Annotated in this window: 25 protein-coding genes; 5 read left to right on the top strand and 20 right to left on the bottom strand. The window is 74.1% G+C overall.

Annotation, left to right across the window (positions count from 1 at the left end; translation table 11 throughout):
- Nucleotides 1–76 precede the first annotated feature (76 nt).
- The 3 genes from AB0F29_RS04645 to hisI are packed head-to-tail and all read right to left on the bottom strand — an operon-like array spanning nt 77 to nt 2,683.
- Complete coding sequence (locus tag AB0F29_RS04645) at nt 77–751, bottom strand: TIGR02234 family membrane protein (RefSeq protein ID WP_361867409.1); 675 nt, start codon at nt 749–751, stop codon at nt 77–79.
- A gap of 48 nt (nt 752–799) precedes the next feature.
- On the bottom strand, nt 800–2,293 hold the full coding sequence (locus AB0F29_RS04640) for an anthranilate synthase component I (RefSeq protein ID WP_361867407.1): 1,494 nt from the start codon (nt 2,291–2,293) through the stop codon (nt 800–802).
- A gap of 9 nt (nt 2,294–2,302) precedes the next feature.
- Nucleotides 2,303–2,683: a phosphoribosyl-AMP cyclohydrolase gene (gene hisI, locus AB0F29_RS04635; RefSeq protein WP_361867406.1), complete on the bottom strand. Its 381-nt coding sequence runs from the start codon at nt 2,681–2,683 to the stop codon at nt 2,303–2,305.
- Between the two features lie 84 nt (nt 2,684–2,767).
- On the opposite strand from hisI, the gene AB0F29_RS04630 reads away from it, so the two are divergent.
- Nucleotides 2,768–3,400, top strand: coding sequence for a TIGR03085 family metal-binding protein (locus AB0F29_RS04630; protein WP_361867405.1), 633 nt, complete (start codon nt 2,768–2,770; stop codon nt 3,398–3,400).
- A 68-nt stretch (nt 3,401–3,468) separates the two neighbouring features.
- Here AB0F29_RS04630 and AB0F29_RS04625 read toward each other — a convergent pair whose 3' ends face one another.
- From AB0F29_RS04625 to hisD, 13 genes are all read right to left on the bottom strand, one after another.
- Entirely contained in the window at nt 3,469–4,749 is a 1,281-nt protein-coding gene (locus AB0F29_RS04625; RefSeq protein ID WP_361867404.1) for an MFS transporter, read from the bottom strand.
- A 31-nt stretch (nt 4,750–4,780) separates the two neighbouring features.
- Nucleotides 4,781–5,368, bottom strand: a complete 588-nt coding sequence (locus AB0F29_RS04620; RefSeq protein WP_361867403.1) for a helix-turn-helix domain-containing protein — start codon at nt 5,366–5,368, stop codon at nt 4,781–4,783.
- A 149-nt stretch (nt 5,369–5,517) separates the two neighbouring features.
- Nucleotides 5,518–6,798 carry a helix-turn-helix domain-containing protein gene (locus tag AB0F29_RS04615; protein WP_361867401.1) on the bottom strand — a complete coding sequence of 427 codons (1,281 nt, stop codon included), beginning with the start codon at nt 6,796–6,798 and terminating at the stop codon, nt 5,518–5,520.
- A gap of 629 nt (nt 6,799–7,427) precedes the next feature.
- Nucleotides 7,428–10,400, bottom strand: a complete 2,973-nt coding sequence (locus AB0F29_RS04610) for a LuxR C-terminal-related transcriptional regulator (RefSeq protein ID WP_361867400.1) — start codon at nt 10,398–10,400, stop codon at nt 7,428–7,430.
- Between the two features lie 146 nt (nt 10,401–10,546).
- Entirely contained in the window at nt 10,547–11,470 is a 924-nt protein-coding gene (locus tag AB0F29_RS04605; protein ID WP_361867398.1) for an alpha/beta hydrolase, read from the bottom strand.
- 199 nt (nt 11,471–11,669) lie between these two features.
- On the bottom strand, nt 11,670–12,425 hold the full coding sequence (gene hisF, locus AB0F29_RS04600) for an imidazole glycerol phosphate synthase subunit HisF (protein ID WP_018957515.1): 756 nt from the start codon (nt 12,423–12,425) through the stop codon (nt 11,670–11,672).
- Complete coding sequence (locus AB0F29_RS04595; RefSeq protein WP_361867396.1) at nt 12,422–12,844, bottom strand: RidA family protein; 423 nt, start codon at nt 12,842–12,844, stop codon at nt 12,422–12,424. The genes hisF and AB0F29_RS04595 overlap by 4 nt, the downstream gene beginning before the upstream one ends.
- Nucleotides 12,841–13,566, bottom strand: coding sequence for a bifunctional 1-(5-phosphoribosyl)-5-((5-phosphoribosylamino)methylideneamino)imidazole-4-carboxamide isomerase/phosphoribosylanthranilate isomerase PriA (gene priA, locus AB0F29_RS04590; protein WP_018957513.1), 726 nt, complete (start codon nt 13,564–13,566; stop codon nt 12,841–12,843). The genes AB0F29_RS04595 and priA overlap by 4 nt, the downstream gene beginning before the upstream one ends.
- Nucleotides 13,566–14,207 carry an imidazole glycerol phosphate synthase subunit HisH gene (gene hisH / locus AB0F29_RS04585; protein WP_361867394.1) on the bottom strand — a complete coding sequence of 214 codons (642 nt, stop codon included), beginning with the start codon at nt 14,205–14,207 and terminating at the stop codon, nt 13,566–13,568. Before hisH ends, priA begins: the two co-directional genes overlap by 1 nt.
- A 10-nt stretch (nt 14,208–14,217) precedes the next feature.
- Nucleotides 14,218–14,385 carry a hypothetical protein gene (locus tag AB0F29_RS04580; protein ID WP_003969742.1) on the bottom strand — a complete coding sequence of 56 codons (168 nt, stop codon included), beginning with the start codon at nt 14,383–14,385 and terminating at the stop codon, nt 14,218–14,220.
- Nucleotides 14,382–14,978, bottom strand: a complete 597-nt coding sequence (hisB, locus tag AB0F29_RS04575; protein ID WP_015607963.1) for an imidazoleglycerol-phosphate dehydratase HisB — start codon at nt 14,976–14,978, stop codon at nt 14,382–14,384. The genes AB0F29_RS04580 and hisB overlap by 4 nt, the downstream gene beginning before the upstream one ends.
- A complete protein-coding gene (locus AB0F29_RS04570; RefSeq protein WP_361867392.1) occupies nt 14,975–16,102 on the bottom strand; it encodes a histidinol-phosphate transaminase in 1,128 nt (375 codons plus the stop codon). Before AB0F29_RS04570 ends, hisB begins: the two co-directional genes overlap by 4 nt.
- Complete coding sequence (hisD, locus tag AB0F29_RS04565) at nt 16,099–17,421, bottom strand: histidinol dehydrogenase (RefSeq protein ID WP_361867391.1); 1,323 nt, start codon at nt 17,419–17,421, stop codon at nt 16,099–16,101. Before hisD ends, AB0F29_RS04570 begins: the two co-directional genes overlap by 4 nt.
- Nucleotides 17,422–17,606: 185 nt before the next feature.
- On the opposite strand from hisD, the gene AB0F29_RS04560 reads away from it, so the two are divergent.
- The 4 genes from AB0F29_RS04560 to ybaK all read left to right on the top strand — a co-directional run bounded on the left by AB0F29_RS04560 (nt 17,607) and on the right by ybaK (nt 21,758).
- Entirely contained in the window at nt 17,607–19,208 is a 1,602-nt protein-coding gene (locus AB0F29_RS04560) for an oxidoreductase (RefSeq protein WP_361867390.1), read from the top strand.
- A 219-nt stretch (nt 19,209–19,427) separates the two neighbouring features.
- Nucleotides 19,428–20,468, top strand: coding sequence for a hypothetical protein (locus tag AB0F29_RS04555; protein WP_361867389.1), 1,041 nt, complete (start codon nt 19,428–19,430; stop codon nt 20,466–20,468).
- Nucleotides 20,469–20,473: 5 nt separating this feature from the next.
- Nucleotides 20,474–21,238: an LON peptidase substrate-binding domain-containing protein gene (locus AB0F29_RS04550; RefSeq protein ID WP_361867388.1), complete on the top strand. Its 765-nt coding sequence runs from the start codon at nt 20,474–20,476 to the stop codon at nt 21,236–21,238.
- Between the two features lie 16 nt (nt 21,239–21,254).
- Nucleotides 21,255–21,758 carry a Cys-tRNA(Pro) deacylase gene (gene ybaK, locus AB0F29_RS04545; RefSeq protein ID WP_361867386.1) on the top strand — a complete coding sequence of 168 codons (504 nt, stop codon included), beginning with the start codon at nt 21,255–21,257 and terminating at the stop codon, nt 21,756–21,758.
- Nucleotides 21,759–21,962: 204 nt separating this feature from the next.
- Here the strand turns inward: ybaK and AB0F29_RS04540 are convergent, their stop codons facing one another.
- The 4 genes from AB0F29_RS04540 to AB0F29_RS04525 all read right to left on the bottom strand — a co-directional run bounded on the left by AB0F29_RS04540 (nt 21,963) and on the right by AB0F29_RS04525 (nt 26,060).
- Nucleotides 21,963–22,703, bottom strand: a complete 741-nt coding sequence (locus AB0F29_RS04540) for an ABC transporter permease (RefSeq protein ID WP_361867384.1) — start codon at nt 22,701–22,703, stop codon at nt 21,963–21,965.
- A gap of 35 nt (nt 22,704–22,738) precedes the next feature.
- Nucleotides 22,739–23,581: an ABC transporter permease gene (locus AB0F29_RS04535; RefSeq protein WP_361867383.1), complete on the bottom strand. Its 843-nt coding sequence runs from the start codon at nt 23,579–23,581 to the stop codon at nt 22,739–22,741.
- A gap of 100 nt (nt 23,582–23,681) precedes the next feature.
- Nucleotides 23,682–24,665 (bottom strand): ABC transporter ATP-binding protein, encoded by a 984-nt coding sequence (locus tag AB0F29_RS04530; RefSeq protein ID WP_026290447.1) that lies wholly within the window; start codon nt 24,663–24,665, stop codon nt 23,682–23,684.
- Between the two features lie 129 nt (nt 24,666–24,794).
- Nucleotides 24,795–26,060 (bottom strand): NYN domain-containing protein, encoded by a 1,266-nt coding sequence (locus tag AB0F29_RS04525; RefSeq protein WP_361867382.1) that lies wholly within the window; start codon nt 26,058–26,060, stop codon nt 24,795–24,797.
- Nucleotides 26,061–26,185 lie beyond the last annotated feature (125 nt).

Genomic DNA, 26,185 nt, shown 5'->3' with positions numbered 1-26,185 from the left:
GCTGTACGTGTGGCCGCCGCCCGGGGACGGCTCGGGTTCATTGTCCCGTACGGGACCGTGGGAGGTGAGCGTGGGGTCAGGCCTCGCGCGTCGGGTCCTCGCCGCGGTCCAGGGCCTTCCACAGGTCCTCGGGCCGGTCCGGGTCGGGGGCGGTGCGGGGCGCCTTGCCGGGGCGGGGGGTGCCGTCGCGCTCGTACTTTCCGGACATGGCGGGCCAGCGGTTGCCGTAGCGCAGGGCGAGGAGCCCGGCCAGCAGGATCAGCAGACCGCCGGCGGCGGTGACGTAGGGCCAGGCGGTGTAGCCGATGGCGTGGATGGTGGCCGCCGCGTCGCCGGTGGTTCTGGCTGCTTCCTCGTCGAGGGCCGTGCTGTCGGAGCCGCCGGCCCAGGCGCTGAGCGTCGCTCCGAGCCCGCTGAGGGCGAGGAGGGCGGCGACGATCCGGCGGCCGACGCCGCGTACGGCGAAGACGGCGACGAGGGCGGCGAGCCCGACGACGGCCAGGGCGGCCGGGGCGCCGGTGACGTCCTGGCCGTCGACGCTCAGCGGGAGGGCACCGCCGCCGGTGGCCGCGTCGCCCTCGGCCCAGGTCTGCCCGGAGGCGAGGAGGACGACGGTCGCGCCGGCCGCGCCGAGGAGCAGACCGGCCGCGAGACTGCGCCGGCTCCCTGAGGAGTCGGGCGCGGCGCCGGACGCGGAGTCGGCGGTTCGGGCACGGGGCTGGGGTACGGGGACAGCACTCACGCCCTCCACTATCCCCTACCGCCCCGACGCCCGTGGAGCCGGTCGGCCGTCAGCGGTTCAGCGGTCGTGGAGCCGGTTGGCCGTATGGACGGCGCGGAGCACGGCCGCCGCCTTGTTGCGGCACTCGGTGTCCTCGGCGACCGGGTCGGAGTCGGCGACGACCCCGGCTCCGGCCTGGACGTACGCCGTGCCGTCGCGGAGCAGGGCGGTCCGGATGGCGATGGCGGTGTCGGAGTCCCCGGCGAAGTCGAGGTAGCCCACGCAGCCCCCGTACAGGCCGCGGCGGCTCGGTTCCAGTTCCTCGATGATCTGCATGGCGCGGGGCTTGGGCGCGCCGGAGAGGGTGCCCGCGGGGAAGCAGGCGGTGAGCACGTCGAAGGCGGTGCGGTCCTCGGTGACGCGGCCGGTGACGGTGGAGACGATGTGCATCACGTGGGAGTAGCGCTCGATCGACATGAAGTCGACGACCTCGACGCTGCCGGGTTCGCAGACCCGCCCCAGGTCGTTGCGGCCGAGGTCGACGAGCATCAGGTGCTCGGCGCGCTCCTTGGGGTCGGCGAGGAGTTCGTCGGCGAGCGCCTGGTCCTCCTGCGGGGTGGCGCCCCGGTGCCTGGTCCCGGCGATCGGGTGGACCATGGCCCGGCCGTCCTCGACCTTGACGAGGGCCTCGGGGCTGGAGCCGACGACGTCGAACCCGTCGAAGCGGAAGAGGTACATGTACGGGGACGGGTTGGTGGCCCGCAGCACCCGGTAGACGTCCAGGGCGCTCGCCGTGCACGGGGTCTCGAAGCGCTGGGAGGGGACGACCTGGAAGGCCTCGCCCGCCCTGATGCGCTCCTTGATGTCCACGACCGCGTCCCTGTAGGCCTCGCCGCCCCAGAGTGCGGTGTACGGCGGCAGCTCGGACGGGGGCAGGGCGGCGGGGGCGCTCGCGACCGGGCGGCGCAGGTCCCGCTCCATCGCGTCGAGGCGGGAGACGGCGTCCGCGTGCGCCTCGTCGACGCCGGTGACGAGGTCGTTGTGGTTGATCGCGTTGGCGATCAGCAGGACGGTGCCGTCCCGGTGGTCGAGGACGGCGAGGTCCGAGGTGAGGAGCATGGTCAGCTCGGGCAGCTTCAGGTCGTCGCCGCCGTGCTCGCCGATCTTCTCCAGACGGCGTACGACGTCGTAGCCGAGGTAGCCGACCATGCCGCCGGTGAAGGGCGGAAGGCCCGCGTCGCTCACCAGGTCGCGTGGGGTGTGGAGGGTCTCGACGGTGGCGCGCAGGGCGTCCAGCGGGTCGCCGGCGACCGGAACGCCGACGGGCGGGGTGCCGAGCCAGTGGGCCTCGCCGTCGCGGGCGGTGAGGGTCGCGTCGCTGCGGACGCCGATGAAGGAGTAGCGCGACCAGGTCCGGCCGTTCTCGGCGGACTCCAGGAGGAAGGTGCCGGTGCGTTCGGCGGCGAGCTTGCGGTACAGGCCGACCGGGGTGTCGCCGTCCGCGAGGAGGCGGCGGCTGACGGGGACGACGCGCCGGTCGACGGCCAGTTTGCGGAAGGTGTCGAGATCCATGGCCGGACCTTAGCTGTCGAGGAGGGGCAGGGCGTCGGCGTCGAAGCAGGTGCGGTCACCCGTGTGACAGGCGGCGCCCGTCTGGTCGACCTTGACGAGGACGGTGTCGGCGTCGCAGTCCAGGGCGACGGACTTCACATGCTGGACGTGACCGGAGGTGTCGCCCTTGACCCAGTACTCCTGACGGCTGCGCGACCAGTAGGTGCAGCGGCCCGTGGTGAGGGTGCGGTGCAGCGCCTCGTCGTCCATCCAGCCGAGCATCAGCACCTCGCCGGTGTCGTACTGCTGGGCGATGGCCGGGACCAGGCCGTCGGCGCCGCGCTTGAGGCGGGCGGCGATGGCCGGGTCGAGGCTGCTGGCGGGCGGCGTGGCGCCGGGCGTGCTCGTCATGGGCCCATTGTGCCGTGGCCGCGAGGGCTTTCCGGGCGGACGTCCACTGGGCGGACCAGGGGTGACGGTCGTACGCTGGCGTGCATGTCGACCCATGCGAAGCGTGAACGTCTTCTGCTCGCCGATCTGTTGGAAGCGGCCGGCCCCGAGGCCCTCACCCTGTGCGACGGCTGGAAGACCCGCGATCTGGCCGCCCATGTGGTGGTCCGCGAACGCCGCGCGGACGCGGCGGGCGGGCTGCTGGTGAGCGCGCTGAAGGCCCGGCTGGAGCGGGTGCAGGCGGAGTTCGCGGCGAAACCGTACGAGGAGCTGATCCAGCTGATCCGCACCGGCCCTCCCCGGTTCTCCCCGATGTCCCTCAAGCAGATCGACGAGGCGGCGAACACCGTGGAGTTCTTCGTCCACGCGGAGGATGTGCGCCGGGCCCAGCCCGACTGGTCGCGCCGCGAGCTGGACCCGGTCTTCTCCGATGTGCTGTGGTCCCGGACCGAGAGGACGGCCCGCCTGCTGGGCCGCAGGTCCCCGGTGGGGCTGGTGCTGCGCCGCCCGGACGGCCAGACGGCGGTGGCGCACAAGGGGACGCCGGTGGTGACGGTGACCGGGGAGCCCGCCGAGCTGCTGCTGTACGCGTTCGGCAGGCAGGACGCGGCGGACGTCGAGGTGGAGGGCGACCATGCGGCGGTGGAGCGGCTCAAGGCGGCCGAGCTGGGCATGTAGGCCCGGGGCACGGGGGGTGCCGGGGCGCCTACGATTCCGGATCAGTCGGCGGTTCAGGGGGTTCCGGGTCAGCGGGGCAGTTCGGCGCGGCGGAGTGCGATGAAGGCGAGGCCGGCCGCGCCACCGGTCGCGCACACGGCCGCGCTGACGGCGTAGACCGGCCCGGTGCCCCAGAGGGCGATGGCAGCCCCCGTGACGGGGTAGCTGAGCGGGATGAGCGCGTAGGTGAAGAGCGTCGATACGGAGGTGACCCGGCCCAGGTACGCCGGGTCGGCGGCGGTCTGGACGAGGGCGGCGCACAGCGCACCGGCCAGCCCGATGGAGAGGCCGACGAACGCGGCGGTCGCGGCGGCGAGGGCCACCGAGGGGACCTGGGCCAGGGCGGCGATGCCCGTCGCGCCGACGAGGACCGTCAGGCACATCACCCGGCCCGCGTGCGGCACCCGGCCCCGGACGGCGAGGAGGAGGGCGGACCCGGCCGCGCCGGAGGCGAATCCGGCGACGATCCAGCCCATGCCGGCCGCGCCCCAGCCGCGCTGCTCGGAGAGCAGGATCATCCCGAGGTTGAGCGGCCCGACGAAGCCGAGCTCGCTGAGGCCTATGACGATCATGAGCGGGCCGAGCACGGGGTGGCGGCGGACGTACCGGAGCCCGTCGACGAGGTCCTGCCAGGCGTTCGGTGTCTCCTCGGTGTCCGCGGGCGCCTCGTCGGCCCCGGCCGTGGTCCCGCCGTCCTTGACCGGCCCGGGCAGCGGTCTGATCCGCAGGCTCAGGAGCAGCGGCAGGGACAGGGCGAACAGCACTCCGGCGGCGGCGAGGGCGAGCGCGGGGCCGCCCGTGGCCACGGCGACCCCGCCCAGCGGCGCGCCGACGATGGAGGCGCCGCGTGCGGCGAGTCCGCGCAGGCCCTGGATCCGGGCGAGCTGGCCCGGAGGGCTGATCCGGGGCGGCAGGGCTCCGACGGCGGGCAGGAACAGGGCGTCGACCGCGCCGAAGAGCAGGGCGACGGCCACCAGGACGCCCACCGTGGGTGCGGTGAGGGCCAGGGTCGCGGCGAGCCCGAGGACGAGCAGCGCACGGGCGGCGTCGCTGCCGATGACGACGCGGCGGGGCCCGAGCCGGTCGGCGAGCACTCCCCCGCCGAGCATCAGGAGGGCCCGGGGTATGGAGCCGGCGGCGAGGACGAGGCCGGTGCCGGTGGCGCTGCCGGTGCGGGCGGCGGCCCAGGCGAGGGCCATGAAGTAGATGCTGTCGCCGATCATCGACGCGGTGTACGCGCCGAGCCAGCGCTGGACGTTGGGGTCGCGGTGGGCGGGGCGTTCGGGGGCTTCCACGGCGGTGACGGTCATGTGGTTCGTCCTTCCGGGCGAAGTGACGGGCTCAGGGGCGGAAGGGGAATCCGTACGTGTGCAGGGCGACGCTCTCGCGGCCCTCCGTGTCGCCCGCTTCCTCGCGGGCGCGGCCCGTTTCCTCGTAGCGGTCGATCAGCGCGCCCATCTCCCGGCCGAGGGCGGCCAGTTCCTCCGCGGTGAGGCGCAGGAGGTTCTCCGCGCTCCAGGAGGCGCCGCGCCATTCCGCGTCCCAGGTGTGCCGTGCGCCCTGGTGGGCCCGGTAGAGCTCGACGTGCTGGTCGAAGGACATCCGGCCGGCGGCCGCGTAGACGGCCGCCTTGTCCGGTGCGTCGTCGAAGTCCGTGTCGTTGAAGGTCAGTCCTCGGGAGGACGGCTGCCACCAGCGCTCCCGGCCGTCGGTGCCCTGGCCCGCGGCCGGTTCGATCAGCCCGTGGTCGGCGAGCTTGCGCAGGTGGTAGCTGACGAGGGAGACCGCCTCGTCGACCTGGTCGGCGAGCTGGGAGGCGGTGGCTGTGCGCTTGATGTGCAGGGCTCGGTAGAGCTTCAGGCGCAGGGGGTGGCCGATCGCCTTGAGGGTGTCGAGGTCGGAGACGCGGCGTCGTTCTTCTCTGGGCATGACTCGACCGTAGATGCACAGGAAAAGTTGCGCAAGAATAACTGCGCAATATTTGTTGCGAAGTTTTCCAGGTGCCGGGTGCCAGTTCTTCAGACGTCAGTTCTTCAGACGTCAGTTCTTCAGACGTCAGCTCTTCAGACGTCAGCTCTTCAGGCGCCGAGCAGCCTCCGCGCCGCCAGGGCGAGCGAGACCTCGACCGCGTCCCGGGGGCGGGTCAGACAGCGGCCGGTGAGCTGTTCGAAGCGGCGGAGCCGGTTGAGGACGGTGTTGCGGTGGCAGTAGAGCTTCGCGCCCGCCCGCTGCGCCGAGCCGTCCGCGTCCAGCCAGGCGGTGAGGGTCTCCACGATGACGTCGCGGTCGGCGGGGTCCAGCCGGCCCAGCGGGCCCAGCACCCGGTCGGCGAGCGCCTCGGCGAGCGCCGGGGAGGACACGACCAGGGCGTCCGGGAGGTGCTCGTCGAGCAGGACGGTACCCCCGGACGCAGGGCAGGCGCGCAGCGCGGTCTCCGCCAGCCGCCGGGCGTCGCCGAGGGCGGCCAGGCCCTCGACGGCGGAGCCGATCCCGGCCCGGACGCCGGCCGGTACGTCCAGCGCGGCGGCCAGTGCTCCCAGCTCGCCGGGCAGGCCCGCCAGCGGCAGGATCGCCAACTCGGCTTCCGGGCCCGGGTGCCAGAGCGCCGGGGCGTCCGGGCCGCCGGGCAGCGTCAGCGGCGGGCGGGCGGCGGGCCCCGGGCCGCGCGGGGCGGCGGCCACCGCGAGCACGGCGTAGCGGCCCTGCTCCGGCAGGCCCAGCATCGCGGCCGCCTCGGCGAGGTCCGCGATCCGGGCGGTCCCGTCCAGCAGGGCGGCGACCATGAGCCGCTGCCGGTTCTCGCGCCGCCAGGACAGCCGCCGCTCGGCCTGCCGGTAGGCGTCCGCGACGATCCCGCAGTGCTCGTCGACGAAGTTCCACACGTCGGCGGCGACGTGGACGAGCAGCCGCACGTCGTCGGGGTCGCGCCGGGCGGTCTCGTCCACGAGGTCCTGCCAGACCATCGCGCCGCCCATCCGGAAGGCGTGCAGGACGGCGTCGAGCGGCACGCCCTGCTCGGCGCGGATCTCACCGATCCAGCGGGAGGTGCGGTGGGCGGACTCCCGGAACTCCCGGGGCTGGATCAGGGAGCCGACGTTGTGCCGCAGCGAGTGGTGGACCTCCTGCCAGACCTCGGCCCGGCCGGAGTCGATGGCCGCCCGGTAGCCGGGCTCCTGGGCGTACAGGGCCTCGACGAGCCGGTCGGTGAGGGCCGGCAGCGAGGCGACGAGGACCCGGGCGGCCCGGTGCAGCACCTCGACGGCTTCGCGGTCGGCCAGGGACCGGAAGCGGTGCGGCAACGGCGTTGCCGGGGAGGGGCCGTGCGGCGCCCCGATCCGCGAACGTACGACCTGTGGCATGGCGGCCTCCACCGGGAATCGACCGGCCGCGCGAGCGGCGGGCCCGGCACCCGGCCCGGGCGGGGCGCGAGCGCGGCGACACGATCCTGACGCCCGCAGAATGACATACCGCCCAGTCGGTACCTAGGGGTCTGCGCGGAACTCGTCATCACGGTCTCGCAACCGACCGCGTCCGGGTCCGCGTCACACTCGGCGACCAGGTCCGGTTCCTCCCCGACCGCCCTCGGCCCTTCTGAGGGTTCCAGGTCCTCCCCTGCGGGTACGCCTCTCCGTCCTCGCCGAGCCGACCGCGCTGTTTCCGCTGCTGCTCGTCAGCGACCGGTGGCGACCGCTCCACCCGAGGGTCCTCGCCCCGCCGGCCTGGGCCGTCTCGGGCGCCCTGGTTCTGGGGGCGTTGTGGCAGCCCGTGGTCGCCGTGACCGTCGAGAGCCAGACGTACATGTCGAGCGGTACGGCACAGACGGGCTGGGGCTTCGCCTTCGCTGCGCTGTTCGCCATCCCGGCCCTCATGACCGCGGTGACCTGGTCGTACGCCCAGCGGCACCGGACACGGGGGCAGGCGCGGCCGCTGCCTCGCCGTTGGCATCGACCCACCCCGGCCGGCCGCTCGAACAACCCCGCGGGTCAGGTCAGTACACCGGCCCCAGCAGCCGGGCCAGTTCGGTGCGGGAGCGGATACCGAGGGCGGCGAAGACGTTGCGGAGGTGGTGGTCGACCGTACGCGGGCTGAGCGACAGCCGCAGCGCCACTTCCCTGTTGGTGGCCCCTTCGGCGACGCAGCGGGCGATGCGCAGCTGCTGGGGGGTGAGCGCCGCCAGCGGTCCCTCCGCCGCGTTCCGTGGGGCCCCGACCGGCTCCCCCGCCGCCCGCAGCTCCCCGGCCGCCCGGTCGGCCCAGGCACGGGCCGAGCAGCACTGGAAGGCGACCAGGGCGTCACGCAGCGGGCCGCGGGCCTCGCGGGTGCGCCGACGGCGGCGCAGCCACTGACCGTACAGCAGGTGGGTGCGGGCCCGTTCGAAGTCGCCGCCCGCCCGGCCGTGGTGGGCCAGGGCCTCGGCGTAGCGGGCGTCGGCCTCGTCGGCAGGGGCCAGCAGGGCCCGGCAGCGGGCCAGTTGGGCGGGCGCCCCCGGGTCGGCGGTCCGGGCGGCCCAGGACGCGAACGCGTCGACGGCGGCGTGGAGTTCGCGGGACTCCTCATGCTGTCGGCCGCCCAGCACGGCGGCCTCGACCCAGCAGGGCACCGCGAGCATCCGGGCGGCGAAGTGGCCTCGGCCGGGGCCGGTACCGACGACGGGGGCCAGCCGGGCGGCCGCCTCGCCGGGCCGTCCGGAGGCCAGGTCCGCGCGGGCCCGCGCCCAGGTGGCGAGGGTGACGGCCTGGGCCAGCCCGTGCGGCCCCGCCCCGGTCAGCGCGGCGTCGGCGTGCGCGGCGCATGCCTCGGCGGGCCCCGCCACGGAGGCGGCGAGGGCGAGCACGGCGTGCAGATGGGCGGAACTGTTGGGCTGCCCCGTACGGCGGGCGGCGTGCAGCCCCTCCAGGGCGTGGGCCCGCGCACCGGCGTGGCGCCCGGCCCGCAGTTCGGCGTAGGCGAGGTGTTCGAGCGCCTGGGGCAGCAGCGCGTCGGGGCCCCTGGTCCGTACGGCGGCGAGCGCGCGGGCGCCCGCGCGACAGGCGGCGGCGACGTCCCCGAGGACCAGCGCCGCGACCCCGGCCCGGAGCAGCGCGGCCGGTGCGACGGGGTCCCCGGCGGGGTCGAGGCAGCGGCGGAGGAGGGCGTGGCCCTCGGCGGTGCGGCCTTCGAGCACGGCGCACATGCCGGCCCGGTAGTGCTCCAGGCCCGCTTCCGGCGGGGTGCGGGCGAGACGGTTCATGGCGTCGAGGTAGCCGAGCGCGTCTCCCGCCGCCCAGGCGGCCTCGGCCGCGCCGAGGAGGGCGTCGAGGGTCCTGCGGGGATCGTGCGGGCCAAGCAGTTCGGCCGCGGCGAGCAGCGCTTCGTGGGCGTCCGCCGCCGGCCCGGAGCGCAGGGCCAGCATGCCGTGGACGTAGGGGGCGAGGCCCCGTGCGGGCCCGGGGGCCGGCCCCGCCGCGCCGGGCGTCCGGGGCCCGGTCCTGGCCAGCAGGGCCCGGGCCCGGGCCGGGTCGCCCGCGAGCCCCGCCTGCTCGGCCGCCGCGGCGAGGCGGGCCGCCCGCAGCGCCGGTTCGGTGGCGAGGAGAGCGGCGCGGGCCAGGGCGGCGGAACGTTCGGCATGCGGGAAGGGGGCTCCGGCGGCGGCTTCGAGCCGGGCGGCCAGCGCGGCGTCCGGCCCGGACGCGGCACAGGCCCGCTGGACGAGGGCGGCCAGCGGGACGGGTGGGGGTGCGGTGACCGGGGCGTCCGGAGGGGGCGCGGAGGAGGCTCCCGGGAAGACCCGGTCTCCGGCCTCCGTCAGCAGGGTGGCGAGCAGCTCGTGGGCGGCGCGGCGGTGGGAGCGAGGGGCGTGGTGGAGTACGGCACGGGCGACGAGGCGGTGGGCGAAGTGGACGCGGCTGCCCGCCCGTTGGAGGAGGCCGCCGGTGGCGGCGGCGCCGAACAGGGCCCGGTCCAGGAAGTCCCGGGGCAGTCCGCGGCGGGTGCCCGCGCGCAGCAGGAGCAGGGCGTCCGCCCCGGTGCCCTCCGGCTCGTGCTCCTGGGCCGCGGCGGCGAGCAGGAGCAGGGTGCGGGTCCGGTCCGGGAGGCCGTCGAGCCGCTCGGCATGGGCGGCGAGCACCGCTTCGCCGCCGGGCAGGGGGAAGGGCAGCGGGGTACGGCCGGCGAGCTGGTCCGGGGTGAGGCGTCCGGTGAACCCGGCGAGCAGGCGTGGGTTTCCGGCCGCCTCACGGAGCAGCTCGGCCCGCACCACCGGGTCGATCCCCTCCGTACCGGGGGCCGCGCCGGGAGCCAATCCGGGGGCCGCACCGAAAGCCGCACCCGGGGCCGTTCCGAGCGCCGCACCGGGAGCGGCCCCAGGGGCCATTCCGAGGGTCGTACCAGGATCCGCGCCGAGGGCCGTCGTCCCGCCGGTCAGCCGGTCCAGGAGCGCCGAGGCCGCGCCCTCGTCCAGGGGTGCGAGGTGGAGCGTGGGCAGCCCGGCGAAGGCGGTGCCGTCGGCGGCCGAGAGCAGGACGGCGGTCCGGCTGCCCAGACCCAGCCCGCGGGCCGCGAGGGCGAGCGCGGACCTGGACGCCGGGTCCCAGGCGTGCGCGTCGTCGGCGCAGACCAACAGGGGGTGCCCTGCGCCCGGTTCCCGCAGTCGGCGGGCGAGCGCCTCGGGGGTGATGACCGGGTACGGGGCGGCGGGCGACTGGCCGGTGGTGAGGGACGGGCCGAGCAGGGCGACCGGCCCGCCGCCCGGCGCGGGCCGTCCGGCGGAGGCGGCCGTGGCGTACAGCACGGGGCCCCGGTCCCGGTGAGCGTCGGCGGCGGCGCGCAGCAGCGCCGTACGGCCGAGACCGGGCGGTGCGGCCAGCACGAGCGCACCTCCGTCGCCCCGCCACAACAGCTCCAACAGGCTTTTCAGAGTGGCGAGTTCATCGTCCCGGCCGTACAGCCGGAGCGGACTGGGCACGGTCTTCGATGGGGTCACACCGGCACCGTACGGTCGCGTCGGCGAGGGTGGAAGCGCCGCGTCCGGGTACCCGGCGGGGACGGCCCGGTGCGGTGCGCGCTCCCAGCCGGAGCCCTGCCGCGCTGTGCCGGAGCACAGCGCGGCAGGGCTGGAGGACGCCGGGATCACGCGGTGTGCGGGCAGTTGCCCCGGTACTCCGCGATGGTCAGGCTCGGCTGCGGGAGCGGGCAGAGGAACTGCTCGTAGCGGGTGTCGTTGTCGATGAACCGCTTCAGCCAGGAAAGGCTGTACTTCGCGATCGTCGTGTTGGAGCTGTTCGGCGTGAAGTGCGAGGCGCCGCGCAGCTCCAGGTACGCCTTGTCCAGGGAGCCGGGCAGCGACTCGTAGAACGGCTCGGAGTGCGTGGAGACGGGGGCGACCGAGTCACCGTCCGCACCCACCACGAGGGTGGGCGTACGCAGTTCGGGCCAGGTCTTGTCGGTGTTCCAGCCGGTCAGCGGGATGGCCGCCTTCAGTGAGGTGCGGCTCTTGGCCGCCTCCAGGCTGCCGCCGCCCCCCATCGAGTGGCCCATCACCCCGAGGCGGGAGGCGTCGACCCGGGTCCGCACCGAGCTGCGCTGGGTCAGGTAGTCCAGAGCGGCGAGGAGTTGGCGGCCCCGGCTGTCGGGCTGGTCGAGCGTGGTGTTGGTGTCGATGGTGAAGACCACGAAGCCCTGGGACGCCAGGCGCGGGCCGAGCCAGGCGATGGAGGACTCGTAGGCGGTGAAGCCGGGCGAGATGACGACCGCGCCGAACGTGCCGTCGGCGGTGGAGGTCGGGTAGTGGATGGTGCCGCCGCCGAACCCGCTCACGGCGAGCGAGGAGACGGAGGTCTGCGAGGTGGCGTAGGAGCCGCGGCTCGCCTCGATGGAGGCGTTGGTGGGGGCGGGGCCGCGCTCGTAGGGGTTGTCGGCGGCCTGGGCGCCCGGGGCCAGGGCGGTCATCAGGAGACCGGCGGTGGCCGCGGCGGCGGTCAGCAGACCCGCGAGTGCCCGGGGGCGGCTCGGGCGTGGGGGGTGCTGGTGCGAGGCGAGAAGGTGCTGATGCACGAGGGGGATCCTCTCGGTGGTGGCGGAACCGCACCACGCGAGGCCGTGAAGCCCGTCGTCCGGGGGCTCGGGGTGCGCCGCGTGGCCACCGGCGTCGTCCGTCGGCGATCGCCACTCTCACGCCGCGTCCCGTGAACACGCATCGGCGGTATCACCGGTCTCGGGTGGACCGGTGATACCGCCGATTCCCGCTACGTGCTCAGCGGACCGGGTGGCCCGCTTCCCGCAGGGCGCCCTTGACCTCGGAGATCCGCAGGTCTCCGAAGTGGAAGACGGACGCGGCGAGCACCGCGTCGGCCCCCGCCTCGATCGCCGGGGCGAAGTCGGCGAGCCGGCCCGCGCCGCCGGAGGCGATGACGGGGACGGTGACGTGCCCCCGTACCGCCTCGATCATCTCGGTGTCGTAGCCGTCCTTCGTGCCGTCGGCGTCCATCGAGTTGAGCAGGATCTCGCCCGCGCCCAGCTCGGCGGCCCGGTGGGCCCACTCGACGGCGTCGATGCCGGTGCCCTTGCGGCCGCCGTGCGTGGTGACCTCGAAGGTGCCCTCCGGGGTGCGGCGGGCGTCGACGGAGAGCACCAGGACCTGACGTCCGAACCGTTCGGCGATCTCACGGATGAGGTCGGGGCGGGCGATGGCGGCGGTGTTGACGCCGACCTTGTCGGCCCCGGCGCGCAGCAGCTTGTCGACGTCGTCGGGGGTGCGGACGCCGCCGCCGACGGTGAGCGGGATGAAGACCTGCTCGGCGGTGCGGCGGACCACGTCGTACGTCGTCTCGCGGTCGCCGCTGGAGGCGGTGATGTCGAGGAACGTCAGCTCGTCGGCGCCCTCGGCGTCGTACAGCTTGGCCATCTCCACGGGGTCGCCCGCGTCGCGCAGATTCTGGAAGTTGACGCCCTTGACGACCCGGCCGTTGTCGACGTCCAGGCAGGGGATGACCCGTACGGCGAGGCTCACTTCGCGCCTCCCCGGTAGGCCTCGACCTCGACCTCGACGACCAGGCCCGGGTCCACGAAACCGGACACGATGATCAGGGAGGCGGCGGGGCGCACGGCGTCGAACAGCTCCTTGTGGGCGCGGCCGATGTCCTCCACGTCCCGGGCGTGCGTGAGGTACATCCGGGTGCGGACGACGTCCTCGCGGGTGAGGCCCACCTGCTCCAGCGCCGCGAACGCGACGTCGAACGAGGTGATGGCCTGCTCGTACGGGGAGCCCGCGGAGATCTGGCCGTTCACCACGGAGGTGCAGCCGGCGACCAGGACGAGCCCGTTGGGGAGCTCGACCGCGCGCGAGTAGCCGAACTTCTCCTCCCAGGGCGCGCCGGTGGAGATCCGGCGTACGGAGGAAGCTTCGGTGGACCCAGGAGAACCGGTCATGCGGCGACCGCCTTGAGGGCCTCTTCCAGCGTGAACGCCTTCGCGTACAGCGCCTTGCCGACGATCGCGCCCTCGACGCCTTCGGGGACGAGGAGGGAGATCGCGCGGAGGTCGTCGAGCGAGGAGACCCCGCCGGAGGCGACGACCGGGCGGTCGGTGGCGGCGCAGACGTCCCGCAGCAGGCCCAGGTTGGGCCCCTCCAGGGTGCCGTCCTTGGCGATGTCGGTGACGACGTAGCGGGCGCAGCCCTCGGCGTCGAGGCGGGCGAGGGTCTCGTAGAGGTCGCCGCCGTCGCGGGTCCAGCCCCGGCCGCGCAGGGTGGTGCCGCGGACGTCGAGGCCGACCGCGATCTTGTCGCCGTGCTCGGCGATGACCTTGGCGACCCACTCCGGGGTCTCCAGGGCGGCGGTGCCGAGGTTGACCCGGCGGCAGCCGGTGGCGAGGGCGGCGGCGAGCGAGGCGTCGTCGCGGATGCCGCCGGACAGCTCGACCTTGATGTCCATGGCCCCGGCGACCTCGGCGATCAGGGCGCGGTTGTCGCCGGTGCCGAAGGCGGCGTCCAGGTCGACGAGGTGCAGCCACTCGGCGCCGGCGCGCTGCCAGGCGAGGGCGGCCTCCAGCGGGGAGCCGTAGGAGGTCTCGGAGCCGGACTCGCCGTGCACGAGGCGGACGGCCTGGCCGTCGCGGACGTCGACGGCGGGGAGCAGTTCAAGCTTCGGCATTACAGCGTCTCGATCCAGTTGGTCAGCAGCTGGGCGCCGGCATCGCCGGACTTCTCGGGGTGGAACTGGGTGGCCCACAGCGCACCGTTCTCCACGGCGGCCACGAACCGTTCGCCGTGCGTGGCCCAGGTGACCTTGGGGGCACGGATCTTGGCGTTGGTCACTTCGAGGGACCAGTCGTGCGCCGCGTAGGAGTGCACGAAGTAGTACCGCGCTTCGGCGTCCAGCCCCGCGAAGAGCCGGGAGTCCTCGGGGGCCTCGACGGTGTTCCACCCCATGTGCGGGACGATGTCGGCCTTCAGGGGGCCGACCGTGCCGGGCCATTCGTCCAGGCCCTCGGTCTCCACACCGTGCTCGATGCCGCGCTCGAAGAGGATCTGCATCCCGACGCAGATGCCCATGACGGGGCGGCCTCCGGAGAGCCGGCGGCCGACGATCCAGTCGCCGCGGGCCCGCTTGAGCCCGTCCATGCAGGCGGAGAACGCGCCGACGCCGGGGACGAGGAGCCCGTCGGCGTTCATCGCGCGGTCGTAGTCGCGGGTGATCTCGACGTCCGCGCCGACGTGGGCGAGGGCCCGCTCGGCGGAACGGACGTTGCCGAAGCCGTAGTCGAAGACGACGACCTTCTTGGTGTCAGTCACAGCGTGCCTCTCAGTCCCACAGTCCCTGGATCCGCAGGATGCCCGCCACCAGGCACATCACGGAGCCGATCGACAGCAGCACGATGACGCCCTTGGGCATCCCCTGCTTCGCGAAGGAGTAGACGCCGCCGGCCAGGAAGAGTCCGACGACGATCAGGATGGTGTTGAGGCCGGTCACAGGGCGCCCTTCGTGGAAGGCAGGATGCCGGCGGCGCGCGGGTCGTGCTCGCTGGCGTACCGCAGGGCGCGGGCGAGCGCCTTGAACTGGCACTCGACGATGTGGTGGGCGTTGCGCCCGTACGGCACGTGGACGTGCAGGGCGATCTGCGCCTGGGCGACGAAGGACTCCAGGATGTGCCGGGTCATCGTCGTGTCGTACTCGCCGATCATCGGCGCCATCTTCTCGGGCTCGGTGTGCACGAGATAGGGGCGGCCGGAGAGGTCGACGGTGACCTGGGCGAGCGACTCGTCCAGCGGGACGGTGCAGTTGCCGAAGCGGTAGATGCCGACCTTGTCGCCGAGGGCCTGCTTGAAGGCGGCGCCGAGCGCGAGCGCGGTGTCCTCGATGGTGTGGTGGCTGTCGATGTGCAGGTCGCCCTCGGTCTTGACCGTGAGGTCGAAGAGGCCGTGGCGGCCGAGCTGGTCGAGCATGTGGTCGTAGAAGCCGACCCCGGTGGCGACATCGACCTTGCCGGTGCCGTCGAGGTTGATCTCGACGAGCACGGACGTTTCCTTCGTGGTGCGTTCCACGCGGCCTACGCGGGGGCTCATGCGTCGTGCTCCTTCTTGAGTTCGCGTACCGCATCGAGGAACGCGTCGTTCTCTGCCGGGGTGCCCGCGGTGACCCGCAGCCACCCCGGTACGCCGTTGTCCCGGACCAGGACGCCCCGGTCGAGGATCTGCTGCCAGACGGCGTGGCTGTCGTCGAAGCGGCCGAACTGGACGAAGTTGGCGTCCGAGTCGGTGACCTGGTAGCCGGTGGCGCGCAGCTCGGCCACCAGCCGGTCGCGCTCGCTCTTGAGCTGCGCGACGTATCCCAGCAGCGTATCGGTGTGCTCCAGGGCGGCGAGCGCGGTGGCCTGGGTGACGGAGGAGAGGTGGTACGGCAGCCGCACCAGCTGGACCGCGTCGACCACGGCCGGGTCGGCGGCGAGGTAGCCCAGGCGCAGCCCGGCGGCGCCGAACGCCTTGGACATGGTCCGGGAGACGATCAGGTTGCGGCGGCCCTCGATCAGCGGGAGCAGCGAGGGGTGGTGGCTGAACTCGCCGTACGCCTCGTCGACGACGACGATCGACGGCCCGGCGGCCTGGGCGGCGTCGTAGAGCGCGAGGACGGTGTCGGCGTCGACGGCGGTGCCGGTGGGGTTGTTGGGCGAGGTGATGAAGACGACCTCGGGCCGGTGCTCGGCGATGGCGGCGCGGGCGGCGTCCACGTCGATGGTGAAGTCGTCGTTGCGCGGCCCGGAGATCCAGCCGGTGCCGGTACCCCGGGAGATCAGGGCGTGCATGGAGTACGAGGGTTCGAAGCCGATCGCGGTGCGGCCGGGCCCGCCGAAGGTCTGGAGCAGCTGCTGGAGGACCTCGTTGGAGCCGTTGGCGGCCCACACGTTGGCCGTGCCGACCTCGTGCCCGGCGGTGCGGGACAGATAGCGGGCCAGCTCGGTGCGGAGCTCGACGGCATCCCGGTCGGGGTAGCGGTTGAGGCCGCGGGCGGCCTCGCGGACCCGCTCGGCGATCCGGTCGACCAGTGCTTCGGGAAGCGGGTACGGATTCTCGTTGGTGTTGAGGCGTACGGGGACGTCGAGCTGGGGCGCTCCGTACGGGGACTGGCCGCGCAGTTCGTCGCGGATGGGGAGCTCGTCCCAGGGGTTGCCGGGCACGGGGTCGTTCGTCACTGCTGCGGAACCTTCCAGCCGAACCTTGCCTTCAGTGCGGCGCCGTGGGCGGGGAGGTCCTCCGCCTCGGCGAGGGTCACGACGTGGTGGGTGACCTCGGCGAGCGCGTCGCGGCTGTAGTCGACGATGTGGATGCCGCGCAGGAAGGACTGCACGGACAGGCCCGAGGAGTGGCAGGCGCAGCCGCCGGTGGGCAGGACGTGGTTGGAGCCGGCGCAGTAGTCGCCGAGCGAGACCGGCGACCAGGGGCCGACGAAGATCGCTCCGGCGTTGCGGACCCGGTCGGCGACGGCGGCCGCGTCCGCGGTCTGGACCTCCAGGTGCTCGGCGCCGTACGCGTCGACGACCTTGAGGCCGTCCTCGATGGAGGAGACCAGGACGATGGCGGACTGGCGGCCGGCGAGGGCGGGCTCGACGCGGTCCTTGATGTGCTTGGTGGCGGCGACCTGGGGGGCCAGCTCGGCCTCGGTGGCGGCGGCCAGCTCCTCGGAGTCGGTGACCAGGACGGCGGCGGCCATCGGGTCGTGCTCGGCCTGGCTGATCAGGTCGGCGGCCACGTGCGCCGGGTCGGCGGTGGCGTCGGCGAGGATCGCGATCTCGGTGGGCCCGGCCTCGGCGTCGATGCCGATGCGGCCCTTGAGGAGGCGTTTGGCGGCGGCGACGTAGATGTTGCCCGGGCCGGTGACCAGGTTGACCGGGAGGCAGTCCTCGGTGCCGTACGCGAACATCGCGACGGCCTGGGAGCCGCCGGCGGCGTACACCTCGTCGACGCCGAGCAGGGCGCAGGCGGCGAGGATCGTGGGGTGCGGCAGCCCGCCGAAGTCCTTCTGCGGCGGGGAGGCGACGGCGATGCCCCGGACTCCCGCCTCCTGGGCCGGGACGACGTTCATCACGACGGAGGAGGGGTAGACCGAGCGGCCGCCGGGGACGTAGAGCCCGACGCGCTCGACGGGCACCCACTTCTCGGTGACGGTGCCGCCGGGAACGACCTGGGTGGTGTGCGTGGTGCGGCGCTGTTCGCGGTGGACGAGGCGGGCACGGCGGATCGACTCCTCAAGTGCTGCCCGGACGGCCGGATTCAGCTCCTGGAGAGCGCGGGAGACGGCGTCAGCGGGCACCCGGACCGACTCGATCCGGACACCGTCCAATTTCTCGCCCCAGTCGATCACTGCCGCGGAGCCACGATGGCGCACGTCCTCGCAGATGGGCCGCACCGTCTCCAGGGCGGCTTCCACGTCGAACTCGGCACGGGGCAGCAGGTCGCGCAGGGCGGCACCCTCGGGGAGGGCGTCACCGCGCAGATCGATTCGAGAGATCACACGGCAATTCTCTCAGACCGCTCGGAGCGGCCGGTCGCCCGTATCACTGGCTGATACCGGTCGCCCGTACCACTGGCCGATACGCGTATCGGCCATGTCCGACTGTCACTGCTGACCGCTAGCTTTCACGGCGTCACACAGAGGGAAGAACAGCACTACAGCATGTGTGCACGGAGGGAGCGGCCGTGACCGAGCCGCACGAAGGCGATATCCCGGACGGCCTCAGCGCAGCGGAGCTGGGCATGTGGCAGTCCTTCCGCAACGGGACCACCTACGACTTACGCAGCTACGACCCGGCCCACAACGACCCGTTCGCCCCGCAGGTGTGGGGGCCCGAGCGGAGCGTCGGCGCGCGCACGGTGGCGCGGCTGCTGCTGAGCGGCCCGGCGGCCCGGCCCGGCCGGGTGGCGGCGCTGAAGCTCCGGGGGGTGCGGATCACCGGAAAGCTGGACCTGGCGGGCGGCCGGGTGGCTCCGTACGTGGAGCTGACCGGCTGCCGCTTCGAGCAGGAGGTGTCGCTCCCCGAGTGCCACTTCACGACCCTGCGGCTGGTGGGGTGCGCGCTGCCCCGGCTGGAGGCCGCGCGGCTGCGCACGGAGGGCGATCTGCATCTGCCGCGCTGCCGGATCGACCGGGGCGTCCGGCTGACCGACGCCCAGATCGGGACGGATCTGCTGATCAACCAGCTCAGCGTCGGCCCGGACCGGCACGGTCGGGCCATCGTCGGGGACGGCATGGCGGTGGCCCAGGACCTCCAGGCCGAGATGATCGAGACGCTCGGCGAGCTGAGCCTGCGCGGGGCGAAGGTGGGCGGTTCGCTGAGCCTGCGCGGCAGCCGGCTGCGCGCCGCGGAGGACCGTCGCGCACTGAACGCCCCACAGCTGACGGTGGAGCGCACGCTCTACATGACCGAGGCGTGGGTGAGCGTCGACACGGGGAACCAGGGCACCACTCCCCCGTACGGCGTGGTCTACGCCCCGACGCCGGCGCGCGGCACCCGCTCGCAGATCTTCGAGTGCCGGGGCGGGGTGCGCCTGGACGACGGGCGGTTCGGGGACGCGGTGGACCTGCACAAGGCCCGGTTCACCATGACCCGGCAGGAGGAGCTGTCGCTGCGCCGGATCGTGACGCCGGAGCTCCGGTTCAACGCGGAGCGCCCGGAGGAGGGCCGCGTCGTACTGAACGGCGCGAAGGTGGTGACCCTGATCGACCTGTCGACGAGCTGGCCGGGCCCGGGCGGTCTGGCGATGGGCGGCTTCGTCTACGAGAACCTCGTCCCCTACGGCCACTTCCCGCTCTCCCGGCGGCTGGAGTGGGTGCAGGCCGCGACGCCGGAGTACGTCCCCGAGCCGTACGAGCGGCTGGCCACGGTGATGCGCAGTTGCGGCGAGGACGCGGACGCGCGCGAGGTGTTGCTGGCCAAGCAGCGCCGCCGCCGCGAGACGCTGCCGCCCGCCGCGAAGGCGTGGGGCTACCTCCAGGACTGGACGGTGGCGTACGGCTACCGGCCGGGGCGGGCCGCGGTGTGGATGGCGGTGCTGTGGGCGGCGGGCACGGCGGCGTTCGCGCAGCACGTTCCGCCCTCCATCAAGGGCGAGGAGCATCCGCAGTGGAACCCCGCCCTGTACGCGCTGGATCTGCTGATCCCGGTGATCAACCTCGGGCAGGACGGCTACTGGCGGATGGAGGACGCCTGGCAGTGGGCCGCGGCGGGTCTGGTGCTGGTGGGGTGGGTTCTGGCCACCACGGTGGCGGCGGGGGCGTCCCGGATGCTGCGCAGGGGCTGACCGCGGAGGGCTCTGCAGCAGGCTGTGGGCGGTCGGGGCCAGGGGCCCGACCGCCCGCGCCCCGTGACCGGAGGGCGGAGCGAGCGTCACGAGAGGGTGCGATCAAGCCAGCGGAGGACATTTCCTTTGCCCTTTCTTGACCCGGTCCGATACAACCCATTCACTCGGCACAGAAGCTTCACAGCACACCCCTGGCGCGGCCCTCACCAGCGCTTTTCAATGGTCTGCACCATGGCCTTCCTTCGCGCTCTGCTCAGTACCGCGCGCATGATCCGGCACAGCCCTCCGCTGTCCGCCGGACTGTCCGCGGATGACGCGGTGCTGCTCGACGCCCCGGACGAGCGGCTCTCTCCCGCGCTGGTCGCCGCTGCCCTGGGCGACTACGAACCCGCCGCCGAACTGCTCGCCACCACCCGGTCCGCCGCCGACTGGGAGAACCGGGACCGCTACCTCGGCCGGCTCGTCGCCTTCGCCCGCGGCCGGGACGGCTGGCTCGTCGACTGGCTGGCCGCCGCCCCGCGCGACCCGGACGCGCTGCTGGTCAAGGCGGAGCTGTCGGTCCGCAGGGCCTGGGAGTCGCCCGCCCGCGCGGAACGGCTCCGCGAGGTCGGCCCGCTGATCACCGCCGCCGCCGACGCGGACCCGCGCGACCCCGTGCCGTGGCGGCTCGCCCTGGACCACGCGCGCGGCACCCACGCCACGCACACCGCCTTCGAAGCGCTGTGGGAGCAGGCCGTACGGCGCTCCGCGCACCACTACGGCTGCCATGTGGCGGCCCTGCGCTACCTCTCCGCCGCCTGGTACGGCTCGCACCGCGAATGCTTCGACTTCGCCGAGCAGGCCGCCGAGGACGCGCTGCCCGACTCCCTGGTGCAGGCCCTCCCGGCCCGGGCGGCCTTCGCGCTGCTCCTGGACACCCAGGCGGCGGGCCGCACCACCTCCGTACTGGAGGAGCGGATCGACGCGGCGGCCGACCTGGCGATCAGGCTCTCCGCCGCCTACCGGCCCGGCGATCCCTGGCCGGCCGAGGTCCGCAACCTCCTCGCGTACGTCCTGCTCGCCCGGGGGCGCTGGGCGGAGGCGCTGCACCAGTTCGACCTGATCGGCCTGCACGCGACGTCGTTCCCGTGGTCGTCGGTGTCCGAGGACGCGCTCGGCCGGTTCCTGGACGCGCGGGACGGCGCACGGCTCCAGGCGGCCTCCCTGACGCCCTTGCGCAACCGGGCCGACCACGGCCGCCCCCGGGGCCATTACGCTTGAGCGTTGTGACCACCGCCCGCCTTCCCCTTTTCCCGCTCAACGCGGTGCTGTTCCCCGGCCTGGTGCTGCCGCTCAACGTCTTCGAAGAGCGATATCGCGCCATGATGCGGGAACTGCTGAAGAGCGACGAGGACGAACCTCGCCGCTTCGTCGTGGTCGCGATCCGCGACGGCCGCGAGACCGCCCCGACGGCCACCGGCATGCCGGACACCGTCGCGGCCGCCCCTCCCCCCGAACGGGCCCCGGCGGAGGGCTTCGGCCCCGACCCGATCCAGACCTTCCACCGGGTGGGCTGCGTCGCCGACGCGGCGACGATCCGCGAGCGCGCCGACGGCAGCTTCGAGGTCCTGGCCACCGGCACCACCCGGGTCAGGCTGCTGTCCGTCGAGGCGAGCGGCCCGTATCTGACCGCCGAGGTCGAGGAGGTGGCCGAGGAACCGCCGGGCGAGGACGAGGGGGACGAGGCGGGAGCGCTCGGCGAGGGCGTCCTGCGGGCCTTCCGCGCCTACCAGAAGCGGCTGGCCGGGGCGAGCGAACGGTCGCTGGCGACCGGCGCCGAGCTCCCCGACGACCCGTCCGTGATCTCCTACCTGGTCGCGGCGGCGACCGTCCTGGACGTCCCGACCAAGCAGCGCCTGCTCCAGGCCCCGGACACGGCGACCCGGCTGCGCGAGGAGCTGACGCTGCTGCGCAAGGAGACCGCGGTCATCCGCTACCTGCCCTCGCTCCCCGCGACCGACCTGACCAGGGCCCCCACCCACCCCAACTGACGAGGACCTGCCCCCGGTGGCGAAGAAACCCAAGAAGCAGCAGGCGGGCGGCACCCCCGCCACGGTCGCCCTGACCGCGGCGGGCACCGCCTTCACGGTCCACGCCTACGACCACGACCCGGCGAGCCCGTCCTACGGCGAGGAGGCCGCCGAGGCCCTGGGCGTCTCCCCCGACCGGGTCTTCAAGACCCTGGTGGCGGACGTGGACGGCGCCCTGACGGTCGCGGTGGTCCCGGTGGCCGGCTCCCTGGACCTCAAGGCCCTGGCGTCCGCGGTGGGCGGCAAACGCGCCGCGATGGCGGACCCGGCCGCCGCGGAACGCACCACCGGCTACGTACGCGGCGGCATCTCCCCCCTGGGCCAGCGCAAGCGCCTGCGCACGGTGCTGGACACTTCGGCGCGCGCCCACACCACGATCTGCGTGTCGGCGGGCCGCCGGGGCCTGGAGGTGGAACTGGCGGCGACGGATCTGGCGGAGCTGACGGGGGCGGTGTTCGCGGAGATCGCGCGGGGTACCTGAGCACCGTCACGGGGGCTCCGCCCCCGCACCCCCGCGCCTCAAACGCCGGCGAGGCTGTATTTCCAGCCCCTCCGGCGCTTGAGGAGCGGGACCCGGGGCAGCGCCCCACACTTCCAGCCCCTCCGGCGCTTGAGGAGCGGGACCCGGGGCAGCGCCCCGGTTTCGGGAAGGGGCGGGGTGGGGAACAGCCCGCCGCAGGCGACTCTAGGCCGCCCCACCGCCACCGGCGGGCGACGATGGGGGCCCGGACCCCGGCCCCGCCAGGGGCCCCTGCACGGGCCCGTCGTAGTACGACCCGTACCCGGAGTACCCCGTCCAGTCCGGCTCCACATCCCGCGGCCCGAACGCCGCCGTGAGCAGCAGATGGATCCCCATCGCCGCGAACGGCCACGCCAGCACCGCCACCCCCACCGAGTGCAGCTCCAGCGGCGCGTCGAACGTCACGCCCTGGCCGGCCTCCCGGGCCCGCGCCACCACGTCGGACGACGGTCCCAGCCAGATGCCGACCCGCCACGCCACCAGCGAGGCGAGCAGCGCGCCCAGCGCCAGCCCCACGACCACGAGGACGCCTCCGCGACGCAGCCGCCAGAAGACGGCGGCGGCCGAGAGCGCGCCGAAGCCGAGTGCCAGCAGGACGAACGTTCCGTCGGCCCCGATCGCCTCCTCGCCCTCGCTGTTCTCCAGGAAGACGGCCGTGTCGTCGGAGATCAGCGGCACACGCGGCGCGAGCCACAGCCACAGCAGCCCGAGCACGATGCCCGCGAGCGCGACCAGAACAAGGACGACGGCGGCCTGACGGATCTCCGTGGCCGTATCCGGGTGGTCCGGGCCGCCCACCGAGGGTGCTGGGTGGGAGCCCGAGGGCGGGGCCTGCCACGGGTCATGGGGGCCGGGCTGGTGGGGCGGCGTCAGAGGTGCGGTCACCGTGCCATCGTGCCAGGCCACCCGGTGAGGCGCCTCACCGGATGCCGCACCCGGGCTCACCGTACGGCGGCCCGCCGGTACGCCCACGTCGCCACGGCCAGCGAGAGAACCCCCACCGCCGCGCAGATCGCCAGGAAGAACGCGATGAGCCCCCAGTCCGGGCGGGCGTCGAAGGACCGGGCCAGCGCCTCGACCCCGTACGTCGAGGGCAGCAGGTCACGCGCCCACCCCACCGGCTCCGGCAGCCGGTCGGCCGGCAGCACCCCGAGCAGCAGGGCGGCGGACATCCCCAGCTGTCCCAGCAGGGTCGCCAGCTCCGGGCGCGGGGCGAGCAGCCCCAGGGCGGCGCCGAGACCGGCCAGGGCCGCGCCGGAGAGCGGGACGACGGCCACCAGGACCCAGAGATGGGTCATCGGCAGCTGGAACAGCACGCTGCCGGTGATCGCCGTGAAGACCGTGCCGGGCACGGTGAAGGAGGCATAGGCGGCGGCCGCGCCGAGCACCACCGCGGCGGGCGGCACCGGCAGGGTGGCGTAGTGGTCGAGCCCGCCGCCCGCCCGCAGCTGCCCGAAGTACTGGGCGAGCAGGTTGAGCGCGACGAACGCGACGACCAGGACGCTGGATCCCGCGACCACCGCGCGGGCCTCCGCACCGCCGTCGACGACGCCCCGCATCAGGACCATGATCCCGACGGACTGGAAGGTCGCCACGAAGAGCAGCGGGATCCGGGCGACGCGCGCCCGGGAGAGCTGGGCGCGGTAGACGGCGGCCAGCGACGGCAGCAGCCGGGCGCGCGGCGCGAGGGGCGCGGCGACGGTACGGGCGGGGCCCGTAGGGGAGGTGCCGGGCGCGGACCGGACGCTCGGCGGTGCGGTCCTGGCCGGAATGATGCTCGTCACCTGCGGCTGCCCCCCTGAGACACGTCCGAACTGCCACATACATCCATCGCGTTCACCGCGTTCACGATGCCCACGCCGTCTCTCATGCCGATCACGCCGATCACGCCTTGACCAGCCCCTTGGTCGCATTGGCCGCGTCTCCCCCGAGCGCGAGATAGACATCCTCCAGGCTGGGCGTGGCCAGGGTGAAATCGTCGAGCGCGGCGAAGGCCGCGCCGCCCGTCACCGCGGCGACCGCTGCCCGTGCCTCGTCCGGCCCGAGCCGCAGCACCCAGCGCCGCCCGGACTCCTGGGCGGACGGCCGCAGGGCCGCCACCTCGGGGACGTCCAGCGGGGCCCGTTCACGCCACACCAGCTCGACGCGCACCTCCCCGGCGACCTGCTCCTTGAGCCCGGCGGGGGTGTCGCAGGCGATGACCCGGCCGCGTTCGAGGACGGCGACCCGGTCGAGGACGGTCTCGGCCTCGATCACGTTGTGGGTGACCAGCAGGACGGTGGCCCCGCGCTCCGCCCGGCGGCGGTCGACGGCGGCCCAGACGGCGCGGCGGGCGACCGGGTCCATTCCGGTGGTCGGCTCGTCGAGGACGAGGACGGGCCGGTCGCCGACCAGGGTGGCGGCGAAGCAGGCGAGCCGCCGCTGACCGCCGGAGAGCTTCTTCAGGGGCCGCCCGGCGATCGCGGTGAGGCCCAGCTCCTCCAGGACCGCGTCGCGCTCGGCGCGTGCGTCCCGGACGGCGAGACCGCGCAGCCGTCCGGTGGTCTCGGCGGCGAGCGAGACGGTCAGTTCGTCGAGGGCGGTGGACTCCTGCCCGAGGTAGCCGATCAGCCGGGAGGCCCGCTCGGGGTGGCGTACGAGGTCGTGGCCCAGCACCTCGACGCTGCCGGAGTCGGGCCGCATCAGCCCGGTGAGCTGGCGGACCAGGGTGGACTTGCCAGCACCGTTGGGGCCGAGCAGTCCGAAGATCTCGCCGCGCTCGACGTCCAGACTGATGCTGTCGGTGGCGCGGATCTCGGGCGTCGCGGGGGCGCCCCGGCGGCCTCGGACGGCGGGATAGGTCTTGACCAGATCACGCACCGCGCACACGGTGCCGGTGTCCCTCTGCGCCTGTGCAGTGCCCGTACTCACGAGGTATGAGGGTACGGGGTCACATGCCCCGGTTCACGTCCGGGGCCACCCCGCGTCGCCGGGCGGCACGGGAACGGGGCGGGACGGCTACTCCCCCGCCGGTACGTGCTCGGCGGCGGCCCGCACGTCGATCTCCCGCCAGAAGCCGGCCCGGATCGCGTAGCGGTCGTGCTCGTCGATCTGGTCGTCCTTGTGGGCGAGGAGCCCGAAGCGGGCCGCGTAACGCAGCAGTTCGCCGTCGATCCGGTGCGGGATGCGCGGGTACATGGTGGAGAGTTTCTGCAGGTGGACGGTTTCCGGCAGGCGCTCCATCCAGCGGCGGGCGAAGACCTGGCCCACCTCGAAGGGGTCGCCGCCGACGGTGGTGATGTCCTCCTCCCGGTCCGCCCAGCGCTGTTCGGCGCTGGTGACCTGGGCGAGGGTCGGCAGGGACGCGGTCTCCGCCGGCTCGCCGAGGGGCCCGCCGCGCTCCACCCAGCCCTTGTCGGAGGACCAGCGCAGCGTGGCGTTGGCGGGCTGGGGCGGGTGCTGGCGGTCCGGGTGGGTGGCGTGGGCGCGCAACGCGGCCAGGTCCTTGGGGGTGGGGACGGCCTTGTGTCCGGGGGCGGACGAGGTGTCGGACGACGAAGCGGCGGCGTTCTCGGCGGGGGCGGGGGCGCCGCTCCGGGCCGCGGCGGCCTGGGCCTCGGAGGCGCGTTCGGCGGAGGCGGCGATGGCCGCCTCCGGCAGCGGTGCGGAGAGGATCGCGGCGATCTCGGGGCGCGGGACGGGCGGCGGGGCGCAGGGGCCGCCGAGCTCCTTGGCGCGTACGGCCTTGGTGATCCAGGCGCGGTCCAGGACCCGCCGTTCGTCGGCCTCGGCGACGAGGTCCTCGGACTGGTTGTAGTCGCCGTCGGCGGCCTGCACGGCCCAGAGGTGGACGGCGACCCCGTGTTCCTTGGCGGACATCAGACCGGGCAGCAGATCACCGTCACCGGTCACCAGGACCACGTCCGAGCAGGCCCGGTTCCTGGCCAGTTCGGTCAGCTCGGCGTGCATCGCGGCATCGACGCCCTTCTGCGCCCAGCGCCCGTCGCTGCGGGTCAGGGCGCCGAGCCGGACGGTCACGCGGGGCATCACGCGGAGCCGGCGGTGCTCGGGCTGGGGCACCCGGTCGGGGGCGCCGTCGAACCAGTAGATGCGCAGCAGGGGCTGTTGGGTGTCGGCCTCGGCGCGCTCGCGCAGCCCCTGGATGAGGGCCGCGTGGTCGACGGTGATGCGGGAACGAGCGGGCTCTCCGGCCAGCAGACTCGCGGCTGCGCCCAGCAAGTAGCCGGCGTCCACCAGGACGACGCAACGGTCCACGCGTTCCACCCTCTTCCGAATTCGGGAACGGTTCAGCGGCCCGCTCCTCGATGACCGGGTCCGCTTACCCAGGGTTTCCTTCGAGTCTGCCCGACCGCGCGGGGGTTAACGGCCGGAACTGGATCATCGGCGTG

Source organism: Streptomyces sp. NPDC026589 (assembly GCF_040638385.1).
In the GTDB taxonomy this organism is placed as follows: Bacteria; Actinomycetota; Actinomycetes; order Streptomycetales; family Streptomycetaceae; genus Streptomyces.
Note: the sequence above shows the minus strand (reverse complement) of the source record. Positions and strands in the feature narration are given on the sequence as shown.

What these genes read in the sequence shown, in the direction of transcription:
- hisI (WP_361867406.1), bottom strand. Translation starts at nt 2,683, where the DNA reads ATGACGAGCACGCCCGGCGCCACGCCGCCCGCCAGCAGCCTCGACCCG.
- AB0F29_RS04640 (WP_361867407.1), bottom strand. Translation starts at nt 2,293, where the DNA reads ATGGATCTCGACACCTTCCGCAAACTGGCCGTCGACCGGCGCGTCGTC.
- AB0F29_RS04555 (WP_361867389.1), top strand. Translation starts at nt 19,428, where the DNA reads ATGGTCTGCACCATGGCCTTCCTTCGCGCTCTGCTCAGTACCGCGCGC.
- AB0F29_RS04625 (WP_361867404.1), bottom strand. Translation starts at nt 4,749, where the DNA reads ATGACCGTCACCGCCGTGGAAGCCCCCGAACGCCCCGCCCACCGCGAC.
- priA (WP_018957513.1), bottom strand. Translation starts at nt 13,566, where the DNA reads ATGCCGAAGCTTGAACTGCTCCCCGCCGTCGACGTCCGCGACGGCCAG.
- hisB (WP_015607963.1), bottom strand. Translation starts at nt 14,978, where the DNA reads ATGAGCCCCCGCGTAGGCCGCGTGGAACGCACCACGAAGGAAACGTCC.
- AB0F29_RS04630 (WP_361867405.1), top strand. Translation starts at nt 2,768, where the DNA reads ATGTCGACCCATGCGAAGCGTGAACGTCTTCTGCTCGCCGATCTGTTG.
- AB0F29_RS04595 (WP_361867396.1), bottom strand. Translation starts at nt 12,844, where the DNA reads ATGACCGGTTCTCCTGGGTCCACCGAAGCTTCCTCCGTACGCCGGATC.
- AB0F29_RS04620 (WP_361867403.1), bottom strand. Translation starts at nt 5,368, where the DNA reads ATGCCCAGAGAAGAACGACGCCGCGTCTCCGACCTCGACACCCTCAAG.
- AB0F29_RS04615 (WP_361867401.1), bottom strand. Translation starts at nt 6,798, where the DNA reads ATGCCACAGGTCGTACGTTCGCGGATCGGGGCGCCGCACGGCCCCTCC.